Annotated in this window: 21 protein-coding genes, 1 tRNA gene and 3 pseudogenes; 9 read left to right on the plus strand and 16 right to left on the minus strand. The window is 33.0% G+C overall.

The window, feature by feature from the left end:
• Window positions 1-185 precede the first annotated feature (185 nt).
• From ACFELY_RS02685 to ACFELY_RS02710, 7 genes and pseudogenes are all read right to left on the minus strand, one after another.
• Window positions 186-2,411, minus strand: coding sequence for a DNA translocase FtsK (locus ACFELY_RS02685; RefSeq protein ID WP_375333562.1), 2,226 nt, complete (start codon window positions 2,409-2,411; stop codon window positions 186-188).
• Between the two features lie 239 nt (window positions 2,412-2,650).
• Window positions 2,651-2,968: a cell division protein ZapA gene (locus tag ACFELY_RS02690; RefSeq protein ID WP_094649410.1), complete on the minus strand. Its 318-nt coding sequence runs from the start codon at window positions 2,966-2,968 to the stop codon at window positions 2,651-2,653.
• 5 nt (window positions 2,969-2,973) lie between these two features.
• A complete protein-coding gene (locus ACFELY_RS02695) occupies window positions 2,974-3,183 on the minus strand; it encodes a hypothetical protein (protein WP_094649411.1) in 210 nt (69 codons plus the stop codon).
• A complete protein-coding gene (locus ACFELY_RS02700) occupies window positions 3,180-3,533 on the minus strand; it encodes a helix-turn-helix domain-containing protein (RefSeq protein ID WP_094649412.1) in 354 nt (117 codons plus the stop codon). Before ACFELY_RS02700 ends, ACFELY_RS02695 begins: the two co-directional genes overlap by 4 nt.
• A 6-nt stretch (window positions 3,534-3,539) precedes the next feature.
• Window positions 3,540-6,059 (minus strand): annotated as a pseudogene (locus ACFELY_RS07470) (NAD-glutamate dehydrogenase domain-containing protein); the annotation flags it as partial.
• A 147-nt stretch (window positions 6,060-6,206) separates the two neighbouring features.
• Window positions 6,207-7,817 (minus strand): annotated as a pseudogene (locus ACFELY_RS07475) (palindromic element RPE1 domain-containing protein); the annotation flags it as partial.
• A gap of 273 nt (window positions 7,818-8,090) precedes the next feature.
• A pseudogene (locus ACFELY_RS02710) lies at window positions 8,091-8,630 on the minus strand (glutamate dehydrogenase); the annotation flags it as partial.
• A gap of 192 nt (window positions 8,631-8,822) precedes the next feature.
• Between ACFELY_RS02710 and mnmE the strand changes: the two are divergent.
• From mnmE to fabG, 5 genes are all read left to right on the plus strand, one after another.
• Window positions 8,823-10,181 (plus strand): tRNA uridine-5-carboxymethylaminomethyl(34) synthesis GTPase MnmE, encoded by a 1,359-nt coding sequence (mnmE, locus tag ACFELY_RS02715; RefSeq protein ID WP_375333563.1) that lies wholly within the window; start codon window positions 8,823-8,825, stop codon window positions 10,179-10,181.
• Between the two features lie 3 nt (window positions 10,182-10,184).
• Window positions 10,185-11,129 (plus strand): tyrosine recombinase XerC, encoded by a 945-nt coding sequence (locus ACFELY_RS02720; RefSeq protein WP_375333564.1) that lies wholly within the window; start codon window positions 10,185-10,187, stop codon window positions 11,127-11,129.
• Window positions 11,130-11,193: 64 nt separating this feature from the next.
• A complete protein-coding gene (gene dksA / locus ACFELY_RS02725) occupies window positions 11,194-11,613 on the plus strand; it encodes an RNA polymerase-binding protein DksA (protein ID WP_094649386.1) in 420 nt (139 codons plus the stop codon).
• A gap of 315 nt (window positions 11,614-11,928) precedes the next feature.
• Window positions 11,929-12,963, plus strand: a complete 1,035-nt coding sequence (recA, locus tag ACFELY_RS02730; RefSeq protein WP_375333565.1) for a recombinase RecA — start codon at window positions 11,929-11,931, stop codon at window positions 12,961-12,963.
• A gap of 65 nt (window positions 12,964-13,028) precedes the next feature.
• Window positions 13,029-13,754: a 3-oxoacyl-ACP reductase FabG gene (gene fabG, locus ACFELY_RS02735; protein WP_094648950.1), complete on the plus strand. Its 726-nt coding sequence runs from the start codon at window positions 13,029-13,031 to the stop codon at window positions 13,752-13,754.
• A 236-nt stretch (window positions 13,755-13,990) separates the two neighbouring features.
• Here the strand turns inward: fabG and ACFELY_RS02740 are convergent, their stop codons facing one another.
• The 6 genes from ACFELY_RS02740 to rpmG all read right to left on the minus strand — a co-directional run bounded on the left by ACFELY_RS02740 (window position 13,991) and on the right by rpmG (window position 18,817).
• Window positions 13,991-15,382, minus strand: coding sequence for an ankyrin repeat domain-containing protein (locus tag ACFELY_RS02740; RefSeq protein ID WP_375333566.1), 1,392 nt, complete (start codon window positions 15,380-15,382; stop codon window positions 13,991-13,993).
• Between the two features lie 547 nt (window positions 15,383-15,929).
• Complete coding sequence (locus tag ACFELY_RS02745) at window positions 15,930-16,100, minus strand: hypothetical protein (RefSeq protein ID WP_341759633.1); 171 nt, start codon at window positions 16,098-16,100, stop codon at window positions 15,930-15,932.
• A gap of 154 nt (window positions 16,101-16,254) precedes the next feature.
• Window positions 16,255-18,000 (minus strand): ABC transporter ATP-binding protein, encoded by a 1,746-nt coding sequence (locus ACFELY_RS02750; protein ID WP_375333567.1) that lies wholly within the window; start codon window positions 17,998-18,000, stop codon window positions 16,255-16,257.
• 26 nt (window positions 18,001-18,026) lie between these two features.
• A tRNA-Thr gene (locus tag ACFELY_RS02755) sits at window positions 18,027-18,101 on the minus strand.
• Between the two features lie 192 nt (window positions 18,102-18,293).
• Window positions 18,294-18,629 (minus strand): 30S ribosomal protein S16, encoded by a 336-nt coding sequence (gene rpsP, locus ACFELY_RS02760; RefSeq protein WP_341759631.1) that lies wholly within the window; start codon window positions 18,627-18,629, stop codon window positions 18,294-18,296.
• A 17-nt stretch (window positions 18,630-18,646) separates the two neighbouring features.
• Window positions 18,647-18,817, minus strand: a complete 171-nt coding sequence (gene rpmG, locus ACFELY_RS02765) for a 50S ribosomal protein L33 (protein ID WP_094649033.1) — start codon at window positions 18,815-18,817, stop codon at window positions 18,647-18,649.
• A gap of 365 nt (window positions 18,818-19,182) precedes the next feature.
• Between rpmG and ACFELY_RS02770 the strand changes: the two genes are divergently transcribed.
• Window positions 19,183-21,069: a DUF3857 domain-containing protein gene (locus tag ACFELY_RS02770; RefSeq protein WP_375333568.1), complete on the plus strand. Its 1,887-nt coding sequence runs from the start codon at window positions 19,183-19,185 to the stop codon at window positions 21,067-21,069.
• A gap of 182 nt (window positions 21,070-21,251) precedes the next feature.
• Window positions 21,252-21,476, plus strand: a complete 225-nt coding sequence (locus ACFELY_RS02775; RefSeq protein WP_341759629.1) for a hypothetical protein — start codon at window positions 21,252-21,254, stop codon at window positions 21,474-21,476.
• 142 nt (window positions 21,477-21,618) lie between these two features.
• On the opposite strand, the gene ACFELY_RS02780 is transcribed toward ACFELY_RS02775, so the two are convergent.
• The 3 genes from ACFELY_RS02780 to hslV all read right to left on the minus strand — a co-directional run bounded on the left by ACFELY_RS02780 (window position 21,619) and on the right by hslV (window position 25,103).
• Window positions 21,619-23,139 carry a YifB family Mg chelatase-like AAA ATPase gene (locus ACFELY_RS02780; RefSeq protein ID WP_375333569.1) on the minus strand — a complete coding sequence of 507 codons (1,521 nt, stop codon included), beginning with the start codon at window positions 23,137-23,139 and terminating at the stop codon, window positions 21,619-21,621.
• Window positions 23,140-24,450 carry an ATP-dependent protease ATPase subunit HslU gene (gene hslU, locus ACFELY_RS02785; protein ID WP_375334116.1) on the minus strand — a complete coding sequence of 437 codons (1,311 nt, stop codon included), beginning with the start codon at window positions 24,448-24,450 and terminating at the stop codon, window positions 23,140-23,142. It lies immediately after the preceding gene.
• A 107-nt stretch (window positions 24,451-24,557) separates the two neighbouring features.
• Window positions 24,558-25,103, minus strand: coding sequence for an ATP-dependent protease subunit HslV (gene hslV / locus ACFELY_RS02790; protein WP_375333570.1), 546 nt, complete (start codon window positions 25,101-25,103; stop codon window positions 24,558-24,560).
• A 109-nt stretch (window positions 25,104-25,212) separates the two neighbouring features.
• On the opposite strand from hslV, the gene ACFELY_RS02795 reads away from it, so the two are divergent.
• Window positions 25,213-25,572, plus strand: coding sequence for a DUF2628 domain-containing protein (locus ACFELY_RS02795; protein WP_341759628.1), 360 nt, complete (start codon window positions 25,213-25,215; stop codon window positions 25,570-25,572).
• Window positions 25,573-25,584: 12 nt separating this feature from the next.
• Window positions 25,585-25,935, plus strand: coding sequence for an HIT domain-containing protein (locus ACFELY_RS02800; protein WP_375333571.1), 351 nt, complete (start codon window positions 25,585-25,587; stop codon window positions 25,933-25,935).
• Window positions 25,936-26,097: the final 162 nt, after the last annotated feature.

Genomic DNA, 26,097 nt, shown 5'->3' on the forward strand with positions numbered 1-26,097 from the left:
CACAAAAAAAAGTTAAAGTACAAAACGTCATTGCGAGAAGCTACTTTAGTAGCGACGAAGCAATCTATTTTTGGTTAGTTTTTTGGATTGCCGCGTCGCTGCAAAGCAGCTTCTCGCTAATAGACGTTTGGCGAGCAGATTTTTTATTCATCATAAGAAAATAGCAAAAAAACCGTGAACACTCACTAACTTTCTGGCAATAATATTTCTCTTTTACCAGTGTGGTTAGGAGGGGATATTACCCCATTTTGTTCCATTTTCTCCACAAGAGTAGCAGCTCGATTATAACCAATTCGTAAACATCTTTGTATATAGCTAATTGATACTTTTCGTTCTAATTGTACTATTTGTACCGCTCTTTTATATAGAGTCTCGTCACTAGTTGAATCATCTCCAGAACTTTCAACATTTACTTCATCATCATCTAGTTGTTGGGTCACTGCTGAAAGATACTCAGGAGTTCCTGTTGCTCTTAAATATTCGGTTACTTTCTCTACCTCTTTATCATCAACAAATGGACCATGAACCCTGGTAATCTTTGACGAATTACCCATATAAAGCATGTCTCCCATACCGAGTAACTGTTCAGAGCCTTGTTCACCAAGAATAGTTCTACTATCAATCTTAGAAGTTACTTTAAAACTGATACGACTTGGAAAATTAGCTTTAATTACCCCAGTAATAACATCAACAGAAGGTCTTTGAGTTGCCATGATAATATGAATACCTGCAGCTCTTGCCATTTGAGCAAGACGTTGTATCGATAATTCGATATCCCTGCCAGCTACCAGCATTAAATCAGCCATTTCATCAACAATTACTACAATGAACGGTAATTTCTCCATATTCATTTCAATTGTTTCATAAATAGGCTTGCCGGTTTCTGAATCAAATCCTGTTTGGATAGAACGCTCTAATATTTTACCGCTTGACGCAGCTTCCAAAATTTTAGCATTATAGCCAGCTATATTTCTTACCCCAATATTTGACATTGCTCTATAACGATTTTCCATCTCTTTTACTGCCCATTTAAGGGCTACTACCGCTTTGTTTGGTTCGGTAACCACTGGGGTTAGAAGATGTGGTATGCCATCATAGGTTGATAATTCAAGCATTTTAGGATCGATCATTATTAACCGACATTCTTCTGGGGTATAACGGTAAAGTAGGGAAATTATCATCGCATTAATTGCCACTGATTTACCTGAACCAGTCGTACCTGCAACTAATAAATGGGGCATTTTTGCTAAGTCTGCAACAAAAGGCTTGCCAGCTAAATCCTTACCTAAAATCAATGGTAGCATAATGCTATTATCTTGATATTCTGGGGTTTCAATTAATTCTCTTAGACAAAAGAAAGCTCGTTGTTTATTTGGTAATTCAATACCTAAGACGTTTCTACCCGGTATTACAGCTATTCTAGTTGATATTGCAGATAATGATCTGGCAATATCGTCTGATAAACCTATAATCCTAGAAGATTTAGTACCGGCAGCTGGTTCAAATTCATATAAGGTGACAACCGGACCTTGATTAATATTAATGACCTGACCTTTAACACCAAAATCATTAAGAACAGTCAACAATATTTGGGCATTATGTTGTAATTCTGATAAAGTTTCCACTTTTATATTTTGGCTATCAGCTTGTTTTAATAATTCGATAGGTGGTAAGTCTGGTAATTGGTCATTTTCTTTTCTTGATGCAGATTGTTTCTTTAAATAATGAGATTGTGGATCATTATTTTTCCCCAAAGATACATCCATTTTGTCAGCATATGAAGCTTCTTCTTGATTAACAAAAGGAGTCCTTTTTATCAAAACTGGTTTAGTTGAGTTGCTATTTGTTGATGTTGTAGGTAAGGATATAATTTTTTTATAAGGTATTATTTTGAGTAATTTAATTATAGCATTCCAAAAAGCTGAAAATTTTATTTCTGCCAGTAAAAATAATAAAATAAACGTGACAATAATTAAAGCATAATCGGCTCTAGCATCTAATTGTTTGACTAGTGGGTAAATAATAGTACCGACTGTTCCGCCGGCACCAGCCGGTAAATAATCAATTTTTATCTTAGTGCAGACTATCGGTAATGATATAATTGAAAGCAGCATCACCATTATCCGGATGGTAACACATTTTTTCTCTAAACGCCACACACTCAAAGACCAAAAAAAACAACAAATGGGTAAAATAAACGACGCTATACCAAAAAATTGGTAAAAAATATCTGCCAAATAACAACCAAAATAACCTAATAAATTACTTGGATATTTGGCTGTCACAGAATTAAAGGAAGGATCGTCTGGATTATAAGTTACTAGTAATAAAGTAGTAAAGCAGCCTACCAACATTAATAGAGCAGACCGCACTCTATTATTAGTAAGAATCCTGTTGATGTAGTATAACACAAAAATTGCCTAAAAAAATGAACCACTTTGGTCGTTGCCTAAGATCCTCAAAGAACCTAGTATATATAAATGGAATCCATATATCTGCATAATAGACTCAGACAGGAATGTTTCCTAATAGTAAAAATTATAGTCCCAGGGCAATACGTTAAGCTCACGAACCAAGTAGCTCGTCTATTACACTCTTCTGTTTTAAAAAGTGTTTTTTAAGTAAATATTCCAAGTATTTTACGATAATATCACTTTCCAATCTTTCGTGCAAGTTCTTCTAAATATCCTGCTATAGTACTTAATGTTTCTGCAAATTTTTCTTCTTCACAAGGTATTTTATCACCATCGATTTTAGCAATTTTATTAGTCAAATTTTGTACTTGTTCCTGTAAACTTAAGGCAGACATAACTAATAATAGTTCAAATGATGCTGATGGGCTAGCTTTTTTTATCTGGGTAATATTTTCATTTAACTTGGCTGCAAGATTGCACAATTCTTCTTCCGATCCGTCACTACATGCCAGTTGGAAAGTTTTGCTACCTAGTATTATTGTTACTATAGACATCTATATTATGTGTTTTTATGTTTTATTTCTTCCAATTCAGCAATATATACAGCTATTTGCTCAAGTATTTTTGTATAATTATCCTTGAGATATTTATTTTCATCTTTCAGTCTATTAATTTCTTGATGCTGTTCTGCAATATCCGACAAAAGACCTTCAATCCCTTGATCCACTTCTTGCATTAATTTAAGTAACAAATCAGTATTTATTGTCATTCATATGGTAATATTAAGTGAAAAATTATTGGAATTATTATTAATGTTAAAATAGAAATTATAATGAGCTGTTTTTTCCATTTATAATCAGATACCATTGAACCAGCCCTATTTTTGAAATCAATATCTTTAGGGAGTTCCTGCTCATCTTCCTCACCTGTATCCAAAACTATCCCTAAATAATTTGAATATAACTTAAGATAGCCTTTCACATAAACTTCCGCTGGCATTGAACTTAGGTCTCCTTCTTCAAGAGCCTCTAAATATTGCTTTCTAATTTTCAAATAATCAGATATCTCTTCAAGAGTTTTGCCAGACTCTATTCTTGCTTGTTTTAGGGATGACGACATAACACGCTACTCAAGTTTACGCAAGAAGGTTTCAAACTTCTTATTTGCTAAAATTAAAATATTTAAGTCAATATTTTCCTGCAATCTAATTGCTTTGACAAAATCTAGGAAAATAGACGCAGAATCTATATTATTATCAATCCATAAATCTAAATCAATATTTACTTTGGATTTGTTAATTATTTTAGTTAATAATTGTCTTTGTTTATCATACAAGTCATCTTTTAATGATTGCGTTGATAATCTATTCCAATAAGAATCATTTAGCTGTTTATCACAAGATTTACGAAGCCAATCAATACTAAATTTGCTACCAGTAGCAAAATATAAACTAGCAACATCATTATTTGTAGCCTGGGTTCTTTTGGCAATATAGATTATGTCAAAAACTGACACTAAGCTATCGAGAGTTGCGACCCTTTGAGCTATCTCGTCTTTCACTCCCAACAAAACATATTGCTTAACTTTATCATCGAATTTATTTTTAGCTTCTCCTAAGAGAAATTTACTCACCACTTTGCTAAGCATTCTAGATGGTTGATAAAATTCATCAATGGTATCGCTAATATTGATAGGATGTTTTATATGCTTTAAAAACCAGGAGATGCCTCTACGCATAATTTTAGCAAGTTCAGTAAACATGTCAATTTTAACTTTATATTCTATAGCATTTAGAGATTCCACTATAGTCCATAAATTATCTAAATCAAAAATTTCACAAATAATGGTATATGAACGAACTATATCACAAAGAGCAGCACCAGTGTCACGTTTTATAAGATTAAGTGATGGACCACCTAACTGATTAATAATTTTATTTGTTACAACGGTTCGAATAATTTCATGCTTAAGTGGATGAGATAAAATTTCTTCACGAAATTTCTCTTGCATTAATGCTGGAAAGTAATTAATCAGATAAGACTCAAAATATTTATCTTTTGAGAATGTTGCTGTTATTAAATCATGATAGACTGAGCGTTTACTATAAGAAAGTAATACACAAAGCTCAGGACGAGTTATACTTTCATTATTAAGAGCCCTTCTATTTAACTCTTCCCTAGTTGGTAGGAACTCAACAGTTCGATCAATTAATTTTTCTTCTTGTAAAGTATCAATAAATTGGCTAAATATTTCAATAGTCGAAATACGAGATAATTGCATGATATTAATCGCTTGATTCTGCTTATAATTATCAACTAATACCAACTCTTCAACTTGTTTGGTCATAGCAAACAGTAGTTTATTACGTTCTTCTAAACTGATTTTTTTAGAAACCATAGCTTGATTAAGAGCGATTTTTATATTTACTTCATGATCTGAACAATCAACACCAGCTGAATTATCAATAAAATCAGTATTTATCTGTCCACCGAGCTTGCTATATTCTATTCTACCTTGTTGCGATACGCCAATATTTCCACCTTCCCCTATTACTTTAGCTCTAATATCTTTACCATTGACTCTCAGATTATCATTTGCCTTATCACCTATATCTAGGTGACTTTCTGTCGAAGCTTTTATATAGGTTCCTATACCACCATTCCATATCAAATCAACTTCTGCTTGTAAAATAGCTCTAATCAGCTGTTCTGGGGTTAGTTGGTCAACATCTATCTTTAGCAATGATTTAGCTTCTGCCGATAACAAAATAGATTTACTACTTCGTTCAAAAACCCCGCCACCTTTTGAAATTAACTGTTGATTATAGTCAGACCAATTTGATGCAGGTAACTCAAACAATCTCATACGTTCATTAAAACTAATAATCGGATCGGGTTGTGGATCAATAAATATATGTTTATGATTAAATGCCGCAACAAGTTTTATTGCATTAGACCTAAGCATAGCATTACCAAAGACGTCCCCAGACATATCACCAATACCAACAACAGTAATAGGATCCTTTTGTATATCAAGACCCATAGCATAGAAATGACTTGCTACAGAAATCCACGCTCCTTTTGAAGTAATAGCCATTTTCTTATGGTCATAACCGGCTGATCCCCCGGAAGCAAAAGCATCACCTAACCAAAAATTATATTCAGCAGATATACTATTCGCATGATCTGAGAACGTTGCTGTACCTTTATCTGCTGCAACTACTAAATATGGATCTTCCTGATCATAGATAATAGTGTTTTGTGGTTGGACAATTTTGCCATTAACTATATTATCAGTGATATCAAGTAAACCACGGAGAAAATTCTTATAACATTCTATAACTCTTGCCATATATTCTTGACGAGTCATATTATCATCAGTGAAATTAACGAAAAACCCACCTTTTGAGCCGTCAAAAGGCACAATGACCGAATTTTTGGTACTTTGTGCTTTCATTAGCCCTAATACTTCTATTCTATAATCCTCTCCTCTATCAGACCATCTAATACCACCACGAGATACTTTGCCACCTCGTAAATGAATAGCTTCAAAATCATTAGCATAAACAAATATTTCAGCAAATGGCACTGGCAAAGGTAAATTAGGAACTTTTTTTGAATCAAATTTAAAAGAAAAATAATTTTTACAGACTATATTATGTTTGTTATCTCCATTCTGCAAATTATAGTCAATTGATGAGAAGTTGGGGACGTTGTCGCTCGTCGCTCGCCTATTACTTATAGGCGTCGCTCCATCGCTCCTAGCCCCAAATTCTCCTGAATTGACTATAGAACTAGATTGATAGCAATTAGTTCTAACAATAGCTTCAATAGTACCAAACATATGCCTTAAAACCTTATCCTCACTGCTACTAGTGATTTTATTAAGATAGCTAAGGATACTGTCTTTTATAGTTTTTGTACGTTCATCTGAAAAGTTTGCCGGATTAAATTTAGCATCAAACAAATCAACTAGCATTTTAGTATATAGAAAATGCTTTATTAAGGTCAGTTGAACATAACCCTTACCATAGATAAAGCCTGTTTGATGTAAATATCTAGTTAATGCTTTGACTAACTTAACTTGCCACCAATTAAATCCTGATAACACTATTAATTTACTTAAAGAATCATTATCTAAAAGTCCGAGAGATATTTTATCTAAAGCCTCTTCTACATTGGCTTTAAGCAAATCAATATTGCCTTCAATAGTTATTAATGGTTCGAGAGTGAACTCATATATCCAACTCTCTTTAATAGACTTCCCGCAAAACTCTACTTCTGCTGGTGATTTGTACGTCGAGTCGGTACTCGAATCCTCACGTACCTTTAAGTACGCTGCGGTTCTGCGTGCCAAGTCTCCTTCAAATCCCTCAGCATAAGCGACTTTTGCAGGAAATCTAATATCTTCTGTTCCTTTTATAGCAAAGCTTTGTTCATCTATAGCCTTGAATCCCAAATTTTCTATAGATGGTAGTAGGTCGGAAAGAGCTAATTTGGGAGCAGGACTGTAAATTTTTAGCCGGAATTCACTATTATTTATAGTAATTAAATTAAATATAGGCTTGTGATAAATACTTGCCTCTTTTAGATACTCAATATCTATTAAAGTTGTTTGCCCATTAAATTTCTCTCTATAATCAATAGGAAAAATTGGATCAAAAAGTTTAAAATTTACTCCTCCCTGATATTCACCAAAATTTTTACATAATTTATGATAAAAATCTTCACTCCAACGAGTGGAAAGTTTATCTAATTCTTGCTCTATTATTTCAACTTCAAAATTAAGGCTATTTTTATTCTGCACCTCTAACGTAACAAATAAATATGAAAAATTTTCTGCCACTTCTGCCATATAATCTGATAATATTACCCCATTAAGTGTATCGGATAAATAACAATTTATGGCACTATGTACTTCTGGTGTTAAACGATCTCTTGATAAGAATATTATGATATTAATAAAAGAACCAGACCAATCTTGTTGAATAAATAATTTGAGTTTTCTACTCATCATACCTGAAAGTACATGTAAGCACATACAGTATAGATCACCTTCATCAATCTGTATCAAAGCTTCTTTCGGTAGAGATTGAACTATACTTTTAAGCTTTTTGGTATTATATCCATCAGTCGGAAAGGCAGATTTATCTAGAACGAATTGTAGCTTTTGTCTTAATATAGGAATATCAGTAATTAGCTGGTAATATATTGCAGAACTATATAAACCAAAAATTATGCTACCTGAAAGATACTTTTTATCCTGATCGATCTTCTTGATTAAAATATAATCTACTAAGTTATTTCTATGTACACTTGATAGGGTATTAATTTTACCTAAAATGACTAATTTATTGTTATGTAATGGGCTTGCTGAGCGTTCAATAATATCAATAACTTCATTTTTAGTATCTTGTCCTTGCCATATTTTCTGGACACCTTCCTCTGAGGAAAAATCTTTGGAAATTAGATCAAAGTTAATCATACCTAAAAAAGTAAAATTATCATCTTTTAACCAATTTAAGAAATCTATAGACTCATTATAATCTAAATAGTTATTGTGTAATTGTTGATTATTTTGAATCTCATTTGAAATCGTTGTTACTCTGTTCAATAATTTAGACCACACATTATGAGTAGTATCGACCTGATCTAAAGTTTTATTCAGAGAATTTTCTAAAGAATTGATATCGCTCTGATCAAAATTCCCTAAAATAGTTATATGTACTAAAGATTCGTCACTATCTTGCTTTACATCCAATATTTCTTGTAAATGACCATCATTGTTTCTTACGCAAGCTATAACAGGATGAAGTAAAAATTTAGCTTTCAAGTTGAGAGTTGTTAACAAACAAATAATCGAATCAACTATGAATGATTTATTTTCGTTCAATAACAAAATATTAATAGCAGGATTATTTTCAATTACCGTACTGACAATCTGCAATTTCCTTTTACTAGGTTGCTTTTCTTTAAAGAACTGAAAAGCACTATAAGCAAACTCGCCAAATAATTCTTGTCTATCTCTAAACCTATAATCTACAGGAATATAAACTAAAAATTTTTGTATAAATTTATTAAAAAGTGGCTCTCCATTTTTTACCTTACTTAATGATAAAATTTCTGATTTATAATTAGGCACTTGACAAGTAAGTCTACTTAAAGATAAAGACACTCTCTCTGCAGCCTTATTTATTGTAACTTTTTCTATTGTCATATTGTTACCAAAGTTTATTATTGTTTCAAAAAACTTTCTACATAAGTCACCAACTAGATTGATTTATAAAGAAAGTCTAATAACACCTGTATTCTCAAAAACTTATTTAGATTAGCATAATTCTTATCCCAGACTAAGCTATTTAATGTATTATAATTAAAATAAATTACTTAGCAAGAGGCTCGCACCATCATGGAAACTATTTTTGCTCAAAGCTCTAAACCAGGAAAAGCTGGTGTTGCAGTCTTTCGTATTTCTGGATCTAACAGCTTGGTTGCATTAAAACACCTAATTAAAAATGATAATGCTACGTTTATTCCTAGAGTCATGTACTGTAAAAAACTTATCAACCCTAAGAATCAAGAATTAATTGATGAAGCAGTTGTAACATACTTCCAAGCTCCAGCTAGCTTTACTGGAGAAGATGTAGTAGAAATATATACTCATGGCAGTATAGCAATTGCTGCTATGCTAACTGAAACATTGTTAACCATCGAAGGTTTAAGAATGGCAGAGCCTGGGGAATTTACCCGTAGGGCGTTTTTAAATGGTAAATTTGATTTAACTGCGGCAGAAGGTATTGCCGATTTAATTGAAGCTGAAACTGTTTGGCAACATAGGCAGGCGGTTAAGCAAGTTGGAGGAGAACTCGAAACACTTTATAATGGGTGGAGACAAACTTTACTGACTATTATTGGTTTACTAGAAGCTTATATTGATTTCCCCGATGAAGATATTCCGCAAGAAATATTAAATAGGGTTATGACTCTTAGTGGTGAACTTAAATATGCTATAATAAAACATCTTGACGATAATAGACGTGGGGAATTACTTCGAACAGGCATTAAATTAACCATTTTAGGAGCTCCTAATGTTGGTAAATCTAGCTTACTTAATTTTTTGATGCAAAGAGATGTTGCCATTGTTTCAAATATTGAGGGAACAACTCGTGACATAATTGAGGGACATCTAGATATTGGAGGATATCCAATTATATTACAAGATACAGCTGGCATAAGGGATAGTAATGATTTAATAGAATTAGAAGGCATCAAACGGGCAATTGAATTAGCAAGAATGGCTGATATCAAAATAGTTATGCTTGATGCGGTAAAATTAAGCAACTCACCCTCATTGGATAATTTAATTGATGACAATACAATAATATTGATCAATAAAATTGATCTGCTAGATGATAAGTGTCAAATAGATATATGTAAAGATACATTAAAGAAAAATTATTTAAAGATTTCTATAAAAGATAATATTGGGATGGATAGTCTGTTAAAGGAAATTGAAAATATTGCTCATAATATAGCTGGTTTAACCGAAACCCCGCATATTACTAGACAACGTCAACGAGCATTTATAGAAAAAGCCTTAGAATATTTAAAAAAATTCAATAATGAGAATTTTAATGGCGAAAATGACTTAGTGTTAGCTACAGAAGATGTTAGAATGGCTATTAGAAGTTTGAGTAATGTTACTGGTAAGATTAGCGTTGAAGAAGTGTTAGGAGAAATATTTAGTAATTTTTGTATAGGTAAATAATCGATGATTCAAAAAAAACAACAAGAAATATTAGAGTTGATAGATAAATGGCAAAAATATCTGAAATTACAAAGAAATTGTTCGGAACATACGATAATTTCTTATAAAAATGATTTAGAAAATTTTCTAAATTTCCTAAATCATTATAACTCGGAAATCATAACCATTAATTCTCTAAGGCAAGTTGATATAAGGCTAGTACGGAGCTGGCTTTCTAAAAGGCAGCAAGATAATTACCTAGCAGCTTCTAATTCTAGAGGCTTGTCGGCGATCAAGAATTTTTATAAATATCTAGAAAAGACCACTAATATTACTTGCCATGCCATTTTTTCCATCAAAAGTCCTAAGAAAGCTAAAATATTACCTAAATCTTTATCGCAGGATGACGCTCAATTATCTATTGAACATATTGATAATTTTACTGATTTAGAATGGGTGGAATTGAGAAATAAAGCCCTATTGGTGCTTATTTATGCTGCTGGGCTTAGAATATCTGAGGCATTATCGATAACTAAATCTCATCTACAAGACTTAGAGTTTATAAAAATAACAGGAAAGGGTAAAAAGGAGAGGATAATACCATGGACGCCAATAGCTAAAGATTTTATAGAACAATATTTAAATAAATTACCTTATAGTATCGGTGAAAAAGACCCAATATTTCTAGGTAAGTTGGGTAAAAAATTACAAGCTCCAGTGTTTAATCGTGAATTAATACGATTACGTCGCTTCTATGGTTTACCGGAACATTTATCAGCTCATTCCTTTAGGCATAGTTTTGCGACACACTTACTTGAAAATGGAGCAGAATTAAGGTCTATTCAGGAATTACTTGGGCATAAAAGCTTATCAACTACCCAGCGTTATACTAAGGTTAGTCTAAAACATTTGGAGAATATTTATAATAATGCCCACCCAATATCAAAATCTGATAGCAAAATATTATAATCTTCTTGCCATAATTTTTAGTTATACGTTATATTATCCATACTTTTAATATTGAGAAACCTATATGTCTAGAATTACCTTACTGGAAGGATATAAGCCTTCTAACGACGAAGAATATATGAACCCTAAACAGTTAGAATATTTTAGACAAAAACTTCTTGAATGGAAACGTTCTTTGTTGGAAGAATCGAGGGAAACCTTAAACCATCTCAAGGAAGAAAATTGGAATGAACCAGATTTTAATGATCGGGCATCAATTGAAACGGATACGGCACTAGAGTTACGAACAAGAGACAGGTATCGTAAGCTTATTGATAAAATAGAAGAGGCTTTGGTAAGGATAGAAAAAAATGAATATGGCTATTGCGAAGAAACTGGAGAACCAATTGGTTTAAAACGTTTAGAAGCAAGACCCGTTGCAACTTTGTGTATTGAATCGCAAGAGCGACATGAAAGCTATGAAAAGCAGCATATAGATTTATAGTGATTTTCTCTCCCATTATATGTTACTTTATTATTACATTGTCAGATAAATTTATAAGTTAAAGTACAAGACGTCTATTAGTAAGAAAACTTAAGCCAAGAAGCATTCATTCATGGTCATTTTTTGGATCGCCGCAAAGCGGCTCCTCGCAATGACAACAAGGATTAGCTATAAGAAGAAAATATAAAGAAATAAGGAATGGTTATATTTCTATTTTTAGTTGTGGTTTGTAAATCGTCGTGATATTATTTTACTGGATTTCTCTCGTATGTTACTTTATAAATTTAACTTGATTTTATTTAGCAGATTCTAAAAATGAATGTTATAGACAAAGAAAAAGCACTACTTGCTGCACTTAGCCAAATTGAAAAAAGTTATGGCAAAGGTTCGGTTATGAAACTTGGGCAACGTCGAGCTGTAGACGTTGAGGCAATACCAACAGGATCGCTAGGACTTGACCTAGCACTTGGTATAGGCGGTCTCCCTAAGGGAAGGATTATTGAAATTTTTGGACCAGAGAGTTCGGGAAAAACTACCTTAACTTTACATGTAATTGCTGAAGCACAGAAGAAAGGTGGCACTTGTGCTTTTATTGACGCAGAACATGCTTTAGACCCAGCATATGCCAAAAAATTAGGAGTAAATATTGACGAGCTTATTATTTCTCAACCAGATACTGGTGAACAGGCTCTTGAAATAACTGATACTCTAGTACGCTCTGGAGCTATTGATATGGTCGTTGTTGATAGTGTTGCTGCCCTTGTGCCTAAAGCAGAAATTGAAGGCGAAATGGGTGACTCCCATATGGGGTTACAAGCTAGATTAATGAGCCAAGCACTTAGGAAACTCACCGCATCAATTTCCAGAACTAATTGTGTAATTATTTTCATTAATCAAATTAGAATGAAAATAGGCGTCATGTTTGGCAGTCCAGAAACTACCACAGGTGGCAATGCTTTAAAATTTTATGCCTCAGTAAGGCTAGATATCAGAAGAATTTCATCAATCAAGGATAAAGATGAAGTAGTAGGTAGTCAAACTAAGGTCAAGGTTGTTAAGAATAAAGTCTCACCACCATTCAAAACTGCAGAATTTGATATAATGTATGGTAGTGGTATTTCTAAAGAAAGCGAGATAATAGACCTTGGTGTTAAATTGGAAATAATAGAAAAGTCTGGTTCTTGGTTTTCCTATAAAGACATTCGTATAGGACAAGGTAGAGAAAATGTTAAACATTACCTGAAAGAACACCCTGCTATCTGCTATGAAATAGAACAGCTAATTCGTCAAAAATCTTCTCATAATATTAGCTTTGATAGTGAAACAGTAATTATGGAAGAGGATGAATAACAAATATCTGCTAAGTACTATTCTGGTTAACTAATATACTTAAATAACTACAAATTGGAGCTAAAATGATAAACTTAACTGATAAAAAATCTCTAATTACTGGAGCATCTGGAGCAATTGGTGGTAGCATTGCTAAGCTATTACACTCTCTTGGTAGCCATGTAATAATTAGTGGTAGTAACCAAGAAAAACTACAAGAATTGGGTAATAACTTAAAAAATAATTATACGATAGCACCATGCAATTTAGCCAATAGCGAGGAATGTAATAACTTGGTAGCTAATCTTGAACAAATAGATATTTTAGTTTGTAATGCTGGAATCACTAACGATATGCTAGCAATAAGAATGTCCGATGAGATATTTGAGCAAGTTATAAATATAAACTTAAAAGCTAGTTTTATTCTAAATCGTGAAGCGATAAAAAAAATGATGAAAACTCGTTATGGTAGAATAATTAATATAGCATCTGTGGTTGCAGTTTCTGGTAATCCAGGGCAGGCAAATTATTGTGCTTCCAAAGCTGGGATGATAGGTATGACAAAGTCTTTAGCCCTTGAGGTGGCAAGTAGAGGGATCACAGTTAATGCAGTTGCTCCTGGTTTTATTAAATCAAATATGACCGATAAATTAAATGAAACTCAAAAAGAAGCGATAATGCAAAAAATTCCTCTAAAAACTTTGGGAAACCCTGAAGATGTTGCAAATGTAGTAGCTTTTTTAGCAAGTGACAAAGCTTCTTATATCACTGGTCAAACTATCCATGTTAATGGTGGATTGGTGCTGGTATAGTCAATTAACCTGAATTAGTGCCGAAAAACATCCATCGTGCTGTCTATTAGTGAGGAGGCTTAAGCACTGACGTATCAATCCATTTTAATCGTTTTTTTGGATTGCATCAATGCCACCAAAAATGGTTCCTCGCTAATAGAGGGTCTAGGTTTTTGTGTACTCTTTACTAAAAACGTCTACAAATTTGGCGTATGTTATGTAGAGTTAGCTATAGATGAGCGATAGAGTCCTATAATTTATTCATAGAGATTAAAACTAGCCAATTCTGCCCCTAATATTGCAGCTTGCTCATTATGCCACTCCTCTAATAGTTTTACACCTGTCTCATCATACCACTCCTTATACTCATCTAATAATTTGCTACAGTTATTTAGGTCTTCATTATCACCATGCTGGGTTATTATTAACTGTAACAAACCTTTAGCAGTAAAACCTTGCATAGTCAAAGTTGGATCATAAGGAGGTTTGTTGTTGTGATTTAACAAAAGTTCTAATGTTGGTAATTTTGCTTTAGCAGAATTAATCTTACTTGCATTGAAAAACAAAGCATGTGCTGCAGTTTCACCATTAAGAGCTTGTGTATTTACATTTGCTTTATTAAGCTCTAACAGTTTTTTTACTATTGAAAGAACGTTATAATCAGAATACCAATTTAGCGTAGAACGTCCGCTAACATCACCCTGATTTATATCAGCCCCAAGGTTTTGTAACTTTTGTAAAAGAGCAGGACCTTTCTCACCTAACTCACATAGCCAGTGTACAGCTGTAAAGCCAGTATCAGCATCTTTAGCAGTATGATCAAACTTTTCGCTGTGTATTATTTTGTCTATTAGATTTTCTACTATAGGGATACAGCCTTTAATGTCTGCCCCATATTTTAGCTGTTCCTTAGTATCAGTAGACTTTATATAGATTTTTAATCGCCATATATACTCACATAGCATTGATAGCAAATATTTTCCATGGTATGGTATATTAGGACTAGCACCATCCTCTAACAACTCATTAGCTAGAGGTATATTTGCTAGCTTTAGATACACCTGCGGGTTATTACCTTGTTCCGATAAATCGTCTACTGATGTAGCGTAAAATAAAGCAGTCCTTCCTCGACAATCCGGTAAGTCTACTGTTACCCCTACGTTAATTAAATATTTAATAATTTCTTTTTCTACCTTATTTTGCACAGCCATATGTAGAGCTGTACGACCACTTTTATCCTGCTGATTAACGTTGTAATTAGCACATTGCTTTATAAGCTCGTAAGATTTTTTAATCAAATCAAGGTTTCCTGTCGACACAGCCCACATAAATTCTGTGCAACCCTGTGAATCTACAGGGTTGGTATATTTATTTGACTTTGAGAAAATATTAAACATTTGATCAAACGCATCTAATATTTCTCTATGCTTACCTGGACAGTATTTATACAATACACATAGTGCAGAGAAAGGCGTAAGATGTGTATAGTCCATTTTTTCTATTCCAGGAATATTCAACTCAGTAGTGGTTTGTACTGTTAAATCAATGTCATTGTTAGACAATAAATGTTTTATCGCTGGTAGATTAACTGATTGTATCGCAGCAAATATTGCTTTTTGGGTAACTGAGTTGTAAGTGCTTTTTGACATATTTGATATTCTTTAGTTAATAATTGTGGTTTTGTTGAAGAATCAAAATTATTTTGAAAATTAATCTAATTAAAGTATACTCTATTTTTTGAAAAAAAGCTATGGTAAAAATTTTGTACATTCTTCTTCCGATAGTACCATACAATTTTTATTCTATAAGTATTACAACAGCAATAAAAACGTCATTGCGAGAAGGCGTAAGCCAAGAAGCAATATTGCAGGGCGAGAATTTCTGTTTGGAACGATTGTAATATACATGAAAGAGATTATATCTCTGGAATCTGATAATATCAAACAAAAAATATCATTTACATGACTACAAATCCTATAACAAAATCCCTACAAACCTCTTTACATTAACATTCTTAGCACTTTTCTATCTCGAAGATAAGACGCGAAAATAACAATAGTTTACGTATAGCTAAGGGATATAACGGAAGAATAGCAATAGGATAAGAACCTACAGAAATGATACTGCTTTTTTGCAGTACTCCAAAGAGAGAGCTGGTATAGAAAATATCCTATACCAGCCTGTAGAATAAAGAAATTATTTCTTTTCTTCTTTCTTGTCGTCTTTCTTCTTCATGCTTGGATCTTGTGCATCCGTAGTTTCTTCTTGCTGATCCGTAGTAGTTGAATCTTTTTTCTCAGAAGTTGCTCCAGCAAAAGCAGAAATAGAGAAAGCTAAAGTTAGAATAATAGTTAATAAATTTTTCATAATAAACCTCATTTTTTGTATTGGTGATTCTAGCTTAAACTGCGTAATATTCAAGTCAAATAATTGATAAAATTACCTTCCAATATAAAAATAAATTATTAATATGATAACTATGTGTCATTTTAGTTAAAATATCTATTATTATAATGATTCTTTACAAATTTATTGATTGTTCTTGGCAGATTATTTTATAGATTTCACTTTTTTCTAACAATTTAACATGAGTATCCCGAGCAATTAACGTTCCATGATCAATTAGCAAAATTTCATCAGCCTGTTCTATACTTGAAATACGATGAGCAATCGATAATATAGTTTTGCCTTTCATTATTTCTTGCAATTTACTCAATAATTTTTGTTCATTTTCGCTATCTAAGGCACTCATTGCTTCATCTAAAAGTAAAATTTCTGGGTTATATAGAATTGCCTTACTGATAGCTATTCGTTGTTTTTGTCCTCCAGATAATCTAATACCCTTCTCACCAATTTCAGTATCTAATCCTTCTTTAAGATTCTGGACAAAATCCATTATACCGGTGTTATTAGCTGCTTCTATTATTTCTTCCATACTTGCATCAGGTTTAGCAAAAGCAATATTTGACCTAATTGTACCAGAAAAAATACTTGAATCTTGTGGAACATAGGCAATCTTGCGTCTTATCTGATGATCTTGAGTTTTGGATATATCTTGACCAGCAATTCTAATTGTTCCTTTCTCAGGAAAATAAAATTTTAACATTAATTGCATAATAGTACTTTTACCAGCACCCGATCTGCCAACTATACCAATAAACTTACCTTTATCTATCTTAAATGACAGATCATCTATAACTAAATTGTCTAATCTTGATGGATAGACAAAACTTACATTGTCAAACTCTATACTCAAAGAAGATTTATTATCTTGATAATCACCCATTGGAACATTAGTTAGTTGATTTTTGCAAGTATAATCTATAAGAACAAAAACTCTTTCCGAGGCTACAAGAGATGAGTGGACTTCAGTTAAAAGCTCAAAAATACCCCCACTACTTACACCAGCGATGATAGCGTAATAAATGAATGATATCATCTGACCTGATGATAAATGACCCTGTACTATATCTCTGCTACCTACCCATATAACTATAGTGATGGAGAATAGTATAACTGAAATAGCCAAAGCAAAAAATACTGAACGGACTTTTAAACGACTTGCCGCATGTTGTAAATAATCAGAAATTTGCTTATTGAAAGCCGCTACTTTATTTGCCTGCTGATTAAAGGCTTGTATTGCACAAATATTTGATACGCTCTCTTCTAAATTAGCGGTAATATTGGCTTGTGATTGGAGAACATTTTTTGATAAATTTCGTACATATTTGCCAAATTTTATTAGTGGTAGCAATAATAATGGTATAATAATAATGACAATCGCAGCGAGTTTAGGACTCTGGCAGAACATTAAGATAATTCCACCAATTAGCATTATTGAGTTACGAACAAAAAAAGAGAGAAAATTGACAATCAACTTATAAATAAGTTCTATATCCACACTCAGGCGGGAAATGATATCACCAATTTTGAGATCCTCAAAACAAACAATATCGAAATTAATTATGTTACTGTAAGCCTCTTGCCTAATTTGACTAACGATTTTTTCAGCAATATTATTAATGAAATAAGAACGGAAAAAACTACCCGTACTAAAAATTAATATTAAAATACTAATATATAATATTGATTGGTTGATTGATTGTAGATAATTTCCTTTCAAACCGCTATCGATTAACTGCCTAAAAGCTCCACCTATTGCTAGCAAAGAAATTGACACACATAATAATGCCAACATGACAATTGCGAGATCTAATTTATAGAACTTTAAATAGTTGATAAATCTACAAGGAATTGTCTTATGCATTACAAAAATAATTTTGTTACTTGCTGTGGTGCCGGATGTCGGATTTGAACTGACGACCTACCGCTTACAAGGCGGTTGCTCTACCACTGAGCTAATCCGGCAGATAAGAAAAAGCTCGTGTGACCTTTAATGTCATTGCGAGGAGATACTTTGCAACACATCGCCATTTCGAGGAGGTGTAAACCTCAATCCATTTCTAATCACTTTTATAGATTGCCACGTCGCCGCTTTGCAGCTCCTCGCAATGACGTTTTTTAGACTTATAATTAATTCTTCAGCTTACGCCATGTTATTTAAGCTTTTTTGGACTCTTTCTTAGGAGGTTTTATTTTACGATTCTTAATTTTTATTTCCATTTTCTTTTTGATCGATGCTGGAAGTGCTATACCAGCTTCTTCAATAAACTTTGCCACACGCTCTGTAGGTTGAGCACCAGTACTTAACCAATATTCTATACGATCAGATTTTAGAATTACACGATTTGCATCACCCTTGACAAGCATAGGATTATAAGTACCTACCTTCTCCAAAAAATCACCATCTCTAGGAGCTGTTGCATTTGCTACAACCACTCTATAATGGGGACGTTTTTTTGCCCCACCTCTTGCCAAACGAATTTTTGTTGCCATATATTCCTACTATTTCACTACTTAATCTTTTCTTCTTTAAAAGGAACGTGTTTCCTAACTACCGGATCATATTTTTTAAATGCTAACTTCTCAGTTTGAGTTTTAGGATTGCGCTTCTTTACCAAAAAATACCCTGTACCAGCTGTACTAACAAGTCTTACCAAAACATTTTTATTTTTTTTAGCCACAACTATCAAACCTTTTTGTATTATCTTTTTGTATTATCTTTTTGTAGTTTTTACAAAATTTTCTGTAGTTTTTACAAATTTTCAGTCATAATAAAAGTAAGCTAACAAATAGTCAAGAGTAAAATACGACTTTTAAACTTATACCACCTTTAAAATGCCATGTGAATATTTGCTGCTTTTTTTCTTGCTAAACTTTATAATTTTTGCTACTAATAATAACTGAAAAATGAAAAAAATAAGCAATATCGCAAAAATAATGAAAACAGCTATTAGTGGATCAAAAAAATCTGTTATATTTAAGATATATCTAAAACATATTCGGGTTAGCTATACAACTAACAACTAATTTTTTATAGGATTATATAATGAGTTATTTAAAATCTTTTCTGCACCTAATATTATTAGTATTTGTAATAAACCCTACCGCTCAAGCTAGGTGGAGTAGGTATGAAGATGCCCCTGTTGAGTTTAAATTTTATAACGACAATATTAATATTAACCAAGATGGTACTTCTGAAACAATAACGGAAATGCATGCAAAAATACTAAAAGAATCAGGGCGTGATGCTTTCTCCCAATATCGTTTGACTTATAACGAATATAGTTCTCATATTTCTATATTAGAAGCTAAAACTATTTATAATGGACAAGAATATATAGTCACTAAAGATATGACTGAGGATAAACCACTAGCCTTTTTTGGTAAAGGTTTTGATCAACTAAGACAAATAACCATATCATTTCCTAAAGCAGAACTTGGAGCAGAAATATATTTAAAATATAAGTATGTTGAAACAAAAGTGCCTGTAGATAATTTTTATGGTACTAATTTATCTTACGGTATGGGCAGTTATTTTCATGCAAGTCATACTAAGATCAATTCTAAATTACCTCTAAACATTAAAGTAAATGATCCAAAAGGCGTATTAAAAGTTATTAAAGATGCTGAAAGTGATTTTCATTCGGCAGAAATTATCTTAGCAAAGCCTGTTTACGATTCCATAACAAATGAACCAAGTCATGCTATATTAAATATTAAGCATACTACTTGGGTATCCTTGTCAAGTTTAACCAAATGGCAAGACTTGGCTAAACAACTTGCTCCTGGGTATTCTAGTGTAATTAACCAACCACTTCCTGCAATTTTCATGAATATAGCCGAATCTGCTGCAGACAAGAATACCGACGAAGAAAAAATTAATTTTGTCACTTCTGCATTAAATGAAAAAATCCAATATATGGGTGATTGGCGAACAGTATCAGGTCGTTACTTTCCTAGAGATTTAGAAAAAGTAGCCAGTTCGCAAATTGGTGATTGTAAAGATTTTTCTGCAAGTACTGCTGCTATCTTGCAAAAACTTGATTATAAAGTTCAACCTATTTTTGTAATGCGAGGTATTACTAATTTTTCTAATCCAGATGCCTTACCTAACATGGGAAATTTTAATCATACGATGCTTAAAGTAACTAATAAAAATGGCAAAGTATATTGGATTGATCCAACAAATCTTGTTAGTATGGCACAAGGAATTTTCCCAGATGTTGCTAATAAAATAGCATTGGTCTTAGATACTCAAGAAGCTGGTTATACCAAAGTTGCCAATATAAAGCCTGAAACTTCACAAGCTATATCACGCGAGGAATTAGTTATAAAAAATAATATTGTAGAGTTGTCTGGTCAGTTTGATATGAAGGGAGAAGTGGCATCAAGCATGAGTGGTTGGGGATTATATTATTCAACTGAACAGTTAAATGATTTTACTTTCCGCAGGTTGAGTGGAGAATATCTTAATGAAGAAGACAAAAAATTCTTAGAATTACCTGATCTTACTTCTCGTATTGTTAAAGATATTACAATCAAATATGCATTACAGCAAAGAAATAGAATTTCTAAAACAAATATGGGGGTTGCTTTAACTTCAAAGTCTAATAGATCAGATGATATCACCCATACAGCTTCTGACCAGATATCAGACATCTTTATAGGTATGCCTGAAACTAACAAGAAATATATGATTATCAAAAATATTATAGTTAAAGATTGTAAAAAATTAAACTTTGAGATTGATACTCCCTGGATATATGTGAATAGATCATGTAAATATCAGGATAAAGATACTGTATTCACAGATATAATAACCATAAAAAAGAGCTTGATTACCCAGGAAGAATTAAAAACTTCTCAGTATAAAAATCTTAAAACTAAGTTAGAAAATGAATTTGCTCGAGTTGCGATAATATTAGGTGAGTAACTAGGCTCTGTGAACAAAATTTAAAGTACAAAAAGTCATTGCGAGCTGATGTATATCCCCACGAAATTGTTGCAAAATAGCAAGAATTGATAGAATATCATCATTATTTAATGATGATGGAAATAGTAGGTTATGGATGTAAAAACAGTATTAAATGAAGTAATAATAGATGGGGAGTTTTAATGTTACTATCTGCCATTGTTATTATAACATATTGGGTTATAGGTGTGGTAGGCTATAGCCAAGGTATGCAAAGAATTTTCCAACCTAACACAGTAAAAGATAAAAAGATTTATTTGTATTTTACCCTTGGGAAATTTATTATTGAATTTAATTATTTGCATGCCATAAAACCATTGGTAGAACCCCTAGCATCTATTATAAAGACGGAGCTTTGTCGTGCTTAATTTCGTGGGGATATATCAGATTGCGAGGAGACCGTAAGGTCGACAAAGTATTCCATTTTTGGTTACTTCATGGATACCATACTTTTAACTTACAATTGCTTCGTCGGCTTACACCTCCGCAATGACGGTTGTATTCCTATTCTTATGGATTATTATCCATTTTTCTATAGTTTAGTGCTTCGGCAATATGTATCTTATAGACATTGCGAGAACCTTCTAGGTCAGCTATCGTTCTTGCAACTCGTAAGATTCTATTATATGCCCGCATTGATATACGAAATTTTGTAGCTGCTTCGTTAAGTAAATCTTTTCCATCATCAACTGGTAGTGCATATTCAATAAGCAGTTGCCCATCCAAACGATTATTTGTTTTGATATTATATCCTTCATATCTAGTTTGTTGAATATTGCGAGCTATTTCGACCCTATTGGCTATTTGTTCAGACCCTTCTTCTGTATCATCTCCTATTAAATTATAATTATATGAATCGATAGAGCCTACATTTATATGTAGATCAAATCGATCCATGATTGGACCAGAAATACGCATCTGATAATCACTACCACATTTTGGAGCTCTTGAACATGCTTTATGTGGATCGCTTAAATAACCGCATTTACAAGGATTCATTGCGGCTATTAGCTGAAAGTCAGCTGGATATTTAATATGCGAATTTGATCTAGCAATTAGTATTTCCCCGGTTTCAATTGGTTGCCTTAGAGATTCGATAACATTAGGTGGAAACTCTGGTAATTCGTCTAAAAATAATACCCCATTATGGGCTAATGAAATCTCACCTGGCTTTACTCTTTTACCCACACCACCACCGACCATTGCTGCTATCGAGCAGGAATGGTGAGGAGCACGAAAGGGTCTAGTCCTTGATAGTTTGCCATTTGCTAACTTGCCAGCAACACTTGCTATAGTACTGCACTCTAATATTTCTTCAGGTCGCATTTTGGGTAATATGCCAGGTATACATTGTGCCAGCATCGATTTCCCAGTACCAGGTGGACCAAACATTAATAGATTATGACCACCTGAAGCCGCTATTTCTAAAGCTCGCTTGGCTGTTTTCTGCCCTTTGATTTCTTTGAAATCAGGGTAATTTATGATGCTAGTATCAATTTCTAATTCTGGTGATGATAATATTTGCAGACCTTTAAAATGATTAACTAACTCTATTAAATTACTTGCTACCAAAATATTATTATTGCCAGACCAGGCAGCTTCCTGACCATTCTGTTTTGAACAAATTAGCCCTTTATTTCTAGCTGCAGCACCAATAGCAGCAGGCAAAGCTCCACTGACAGGTAATATAGAACCATCTAGAGATAATTCCCCTATTACTAGATATTCTTGCATTTCTCCAGCTGGTAAAATTTTCATACTGCTAAGTATGGCACAAGCAATAGCAAGGTCAAAATGACTACCCTCTTTAACCAAATCGGCTGGAGCTAAATTTATAAGTATTTTCTTGGCAGGTAGGGCAAGACCTATGGAAGACAGAGCTGCCCTAACCCTTTCTTTAGACTCACCAATGGTTTTATCCGCTAGCCCTACTATAGTAAAATTAGGTATACCTGGCGATATCTGTACTTGCACATCGACATCAATAATGTCTATACCACTAAAGGTTAAACTGCCAAGATGAACTATCATTTACAAAATAAATTTTACTAAATCCAGATTTTTGATAATTTTTGATAATTGCTGGTCGACAAAATGATCCTCCATAACTACCTTTTTTTCTTTCATGTCACTTGCATTAAAACTTATATCCTCCAATAAATTTTCTAAAATAGTATGCAATCTTCTTGCTCCAATATCTTCAATTTCTAAGTTAACTTTTGCTGCATAAGTAGCAATCTTATCTATTGCCTTATCAGTAAATTGTAATTCTACCCCTTCGGTGCCAATTAAGGCTGAATATTGTTTTATTAAACTTGATTCTGGTTCAACCAAGATTTTCACCATATCTTCCTTAGTGAGTGAGTTTAACTCTACTCTAATAGGTAGCCTTCCTTGCAACTCGGGCAATAAATCAGATGGTTTTGATAAATGAAAAGCCCCTGATGCTATAAATAATATATGAGCAGTTTCTACAGGACCATACTTAGTATTAACTGTTGTACCCTCAATAATAGGTAATAAATCCCTCTGTACTCCCTCTCTACTAATCTCTGAGCTTTTTCCCTCAGGTCTTGAAGTGATTTTATCAATCTCATCCAAAAATACTATACCATCATTTTGTACTAGCACTAATGCATCTTGAGTAATTTTTTCTTGATCAATCAATTTATCTGACTCTTCAGCCAAGATAGTTAACATAGCATCTTTAACTAGCATTTTTTTGTTTTTTGTTTTACTAGTACCGATGACTTTGCTGATCATATCAGAAACATTTAACACCCCCATAGCCGCTCCTGGCATACCAGGAATTTCAAAATTACCACCAAATATGCTACCTGAATCTGCTATATTGATCTCAATTTCATTATCATCGAGTTCACCTTTTTCAAGCTTAAGACGAAATTTCTCTTTAGTCTCAACTGATGCCGATTTGCCTACTAAAGCGTCCAATACTCTTTCTACAGTTTTTAAAGTTGCATTAGCAATAACTTCTTTTTTAGCATTAGCTTTTTGGGTATTAACAGCTATCTCCACTAAATCTCGTATTATTGACTCAACGTCTCGTCCAACATATCCTACTTCAGTAAATTTAGTGGCTTCTATTTTAAGAAAAGGTGAGCCGCTAAGCTTAGCAAGCCTTCTAGCGATTTCAGTCTTACCTACTCCAGTTGGTCCAATCATTAAAATATTTTTTGGAACGATTTCTTGACGAAGTGGCTCGGCTACATTTCTACGCCTACAGCGATTGCGTAAAGCGATCGCCACAGCTTTTTTGGCCTTATATTGTCCAACAATGAATCTATCAAGCTCAGCTACGATTTTAGAAGGAGTTAATCCCATAGATTTAGCAGGAATTTCCACTGATTTAGGTGGAGTTCTTACAGGTTTAACCGAAGTTTTTACAGATTTAGCAGGAATTCCCGCGGATTTTTTCTTAATACTAGTACTCATATAACTTTTTCTAAAATAATGTTATGATTAGAGAAAACACAAATGTCAGCTGCAATATGCATTGATTTTAAAGCAATCTCTTCTGCAGTTAGGTTATTGTCAGAAGACATTAATCCCCTAGCACTTGCCAGGGCATATAATCCACCAGAACCAATGGCAGCAGCATCCCCGTCAGGTTCAACTACATCACCATTACCAGTTAGAATTAATATATTTTTTTTATCTGCAACAATCATCATTGCTTCAAGTTTACGTAAATATTTATCGCTACGCCACTCCTTTGCCAATTCTACTGCACTTCTCAGTAACTGGTATGAATGTTTTTCTAGCTTTAATTCTAGTTTTTCAAATAAAGTTAAAGCATCGGCAGTAGAGCCAGCAAAGCCTGCAATAATACTATTATTGAACATAGTTCTTAATTTTTTGGCTGTCGATTTTAAAATTGTATTACCAAGGGAAACCTGACCATCAGCGGTAATCACGACTTCTCCGCCTTTTCTTAAGCACAGTATAGTAGTCCCGTGTAATGAGTTATCTGACATAAATAATCTTCTAAATATTGATGTTTAGCTATTGATGTTTAGTTGTTTGTTTATTATTATGGTGTTTAAGTAATCTAATCATTCAGTATCATAATTACAAGATTCTCTTATGAATATTTATTCAATATATGTTAATCCTCAAAAAAAAGATAATGATTTTATCATTATCAAGCAGGGTTTTTCATTATTTGCTGCATTTTTTAATATGTTTTGGGCATTATATCATAGAATGTGGATAGCACTAATCATTACTTTAATAATAAGTGTAGCTATATCAAGCTTAGGTTTTACTTATCTTACCTTTGCCAGTCGAATAGCTATTATGTTAATATTTGGTTTTTTTAGTAGCGATATGAGAGAATATGATCTGCAACGAAAGAAATACCAACTTGAAGAGATAATACTAGCAAAATCTGAGATAGAAGCTGAATTAAAATTTTTAAAATGCTTAGCGGTCGATAAGAATTAGGGTATAATGAATATGTATGATAAAAACAATGTTTTTGCGAAAATTATTGGCAAGTATCTACCAGCAGAGATAATATATGAAGATGAGAATCTAATAGCATTTAACGATATAAATCCTGTAACTCCGGTACATGTAATAGTTATACCCAAAAAGGAATATGTTGATTATAGTGATTTTATCCTTAAAGCTTCTGGCGATGAAATTAAAAATTATTTCACCAGACTATCTTATATTGCGTCTCTAGTGGGTTTAGAGCAAGATGGCTACCGTTTAATTACCAACAAAGGTGCTAGATCCGGACAAAGTGTATTTCATTTTCATTTCCATATTATTGGTGGAAGAACTATCTCTAAGTTGGTATAGGTTCGTCATTGCGAGGAGCTACTTTAATGGCGACGAAGCAATAAGAATAGTGGATTGCCACGACCTACTTTCGTGGTCTCGCAATGACGCTTGGCAAGCAGATTTTTTATTTATCATAAGAAAATAGCAAAAAACCGTGAACGCTCAAGTCAATATAAAGCT

It is taken from the genome of Candidatus Tisiphia endosymbiont of Xenochironomus xenolabis (genome assembly GCF_964264705.1).
In the GTDB taxonomy this organism is placed as follows: Bacteria; Pseudomonadota; Alphaproteobacteria; order Rickettsiales; family Rickettsiaceae; genus Tisiphia.

Excerpts from the sequence above, each read along its gene's own strand:
- ACFELY_RS02745 (WP_341759633.1), bottom strand. The coding sequence starts at position 16,100 with ATGAAAAATTTATTAACTATTATTCTAACTTTAGCTTTCTCTATTTCT.
- dksA (WP_094649386.1), top strand. The coding sequence starts at position 11,194 with ATGTCTAGAATTACCTTACTGGAAGGATATAAGCCTTCTAACGACGAA.
- ACFELY_RS02740 (WP_375333566.1), bottom strand. The coding sequence starts at position 15,382 with ATGTCAAAAAGCACTTACAACTCAGTTACCCAAAAAGCAATATTTGCT.
- ACFELY_RS02795 (WP_341759628.1), top strand. The coding sequence starts at position 25,213 with ATGAATATTTATTCAATATATGTTAATCCTCAAAAAAAAGATAATGAT.
- hslV (WP_375333570.1), bottom strand. The coding sequence starts at position 25,103 with ATGTCAGATAACTCATTACACGGGACTACTATACTGTGCTTAAGAAAA.
- ACFELY_RS02695 (WP_094649411.1), bottom strand. The coding sequence starts at position 3,183 with ATGACAATAAATACTGATTTGTTACTTAAATTAATGCAAGAAGTGGAT.
- ACFELY_RS02750 (WP_375333567.1), bottom strand. The coding sequence starts at position 18,000 with ATGCATAAGACAATTCCTTGTAGATTTATCAACTATTTAAAGTTCTAT.
- ACFELY_RS02690 (WP_094649410.1), bottom strand. The coding sequence starts at position 2,968 with ATGTCTATAGTAACAATAATACTAGGTAGCAAAACTTTCCAACTGGCA.
- mnmE (WP_375333563.1), top strand. The coding sequence starts at position 8,823 with ATGGAAACTATTTTTGCTCAAAGCTCTAAACCAGGAAAAGCTGGTGTT.
- hslU (WP_375334116.1), bottom strand. The coding sequence starts at position 24,450 with ATGGGATTAACTCCTTCTAAAATCGTAGCTGAGCTTGATAGATTCATT.
- ACFELY_RS02720 (WP_375333564.1), top strand. The coding sequence starts at position 10,185 with ATGATTCAAAAAAAACAACAAGAAATATTAGAGTTGATAGATAAATGG.
- recA (WP_375333565.1), top strand. The coding sequence starts at position 11,929 with ATGAATGTTATAGACAAAGAAAAAGCACTACTTGCTGCACTTAGCCAA.
- ACFELY_RS02780 (WP_375333569.1), bottom strand. The coding sequence starts at position 23,139 with ATGATAGTTCATCTTGGCAGTTTAACCTTTAGTGGTATAGACATTATT.
- ACFELY_RS02700 (WP_094649412.1), bottom strand. The coding sequence starts at position 3,533 with ATGTCGTCATCCCTAAAACAAGCAAGAATAGAGTCTGGCAAAACTCTT.
- ACFELY_RS02800 (WP_375333571.1), top strand. The coding sequence starts at position 25,585 with ATGTATGATAAAAACAATGTTTTTGCGAAAATTATTGGCAAGTATCTA.
- ACFELY_RS02775 (WP_341759629.1), top strand. The coding sequence starts at position 21,252 with ATGTTACTATCTGCCATTGTTATTATAACATATTGGGTTATAGGTGTG.
- ACFELY_RS02770 (WP_375333568.1), top strand. The coding sequence starts at position 19,183 with ATGAGTTATTTAAAATCTTTTCTGCACCTAATATTATTAGTATTTGTA.
- rpsP (WP_341759631.1), bottom strand. The coding sequence starts at position 18,629 with ATGGCAACAAAAATTCGTTTGGCAAGAGGTGGGGCAAAAAAACGTCCC.
- fabG (WP_094648950.1), top strand. The coding sequence starts at position 13,029 with ATGATAAACTTAACTGATAAAAAATCTCTAATTACTGGAGCATCTGGA.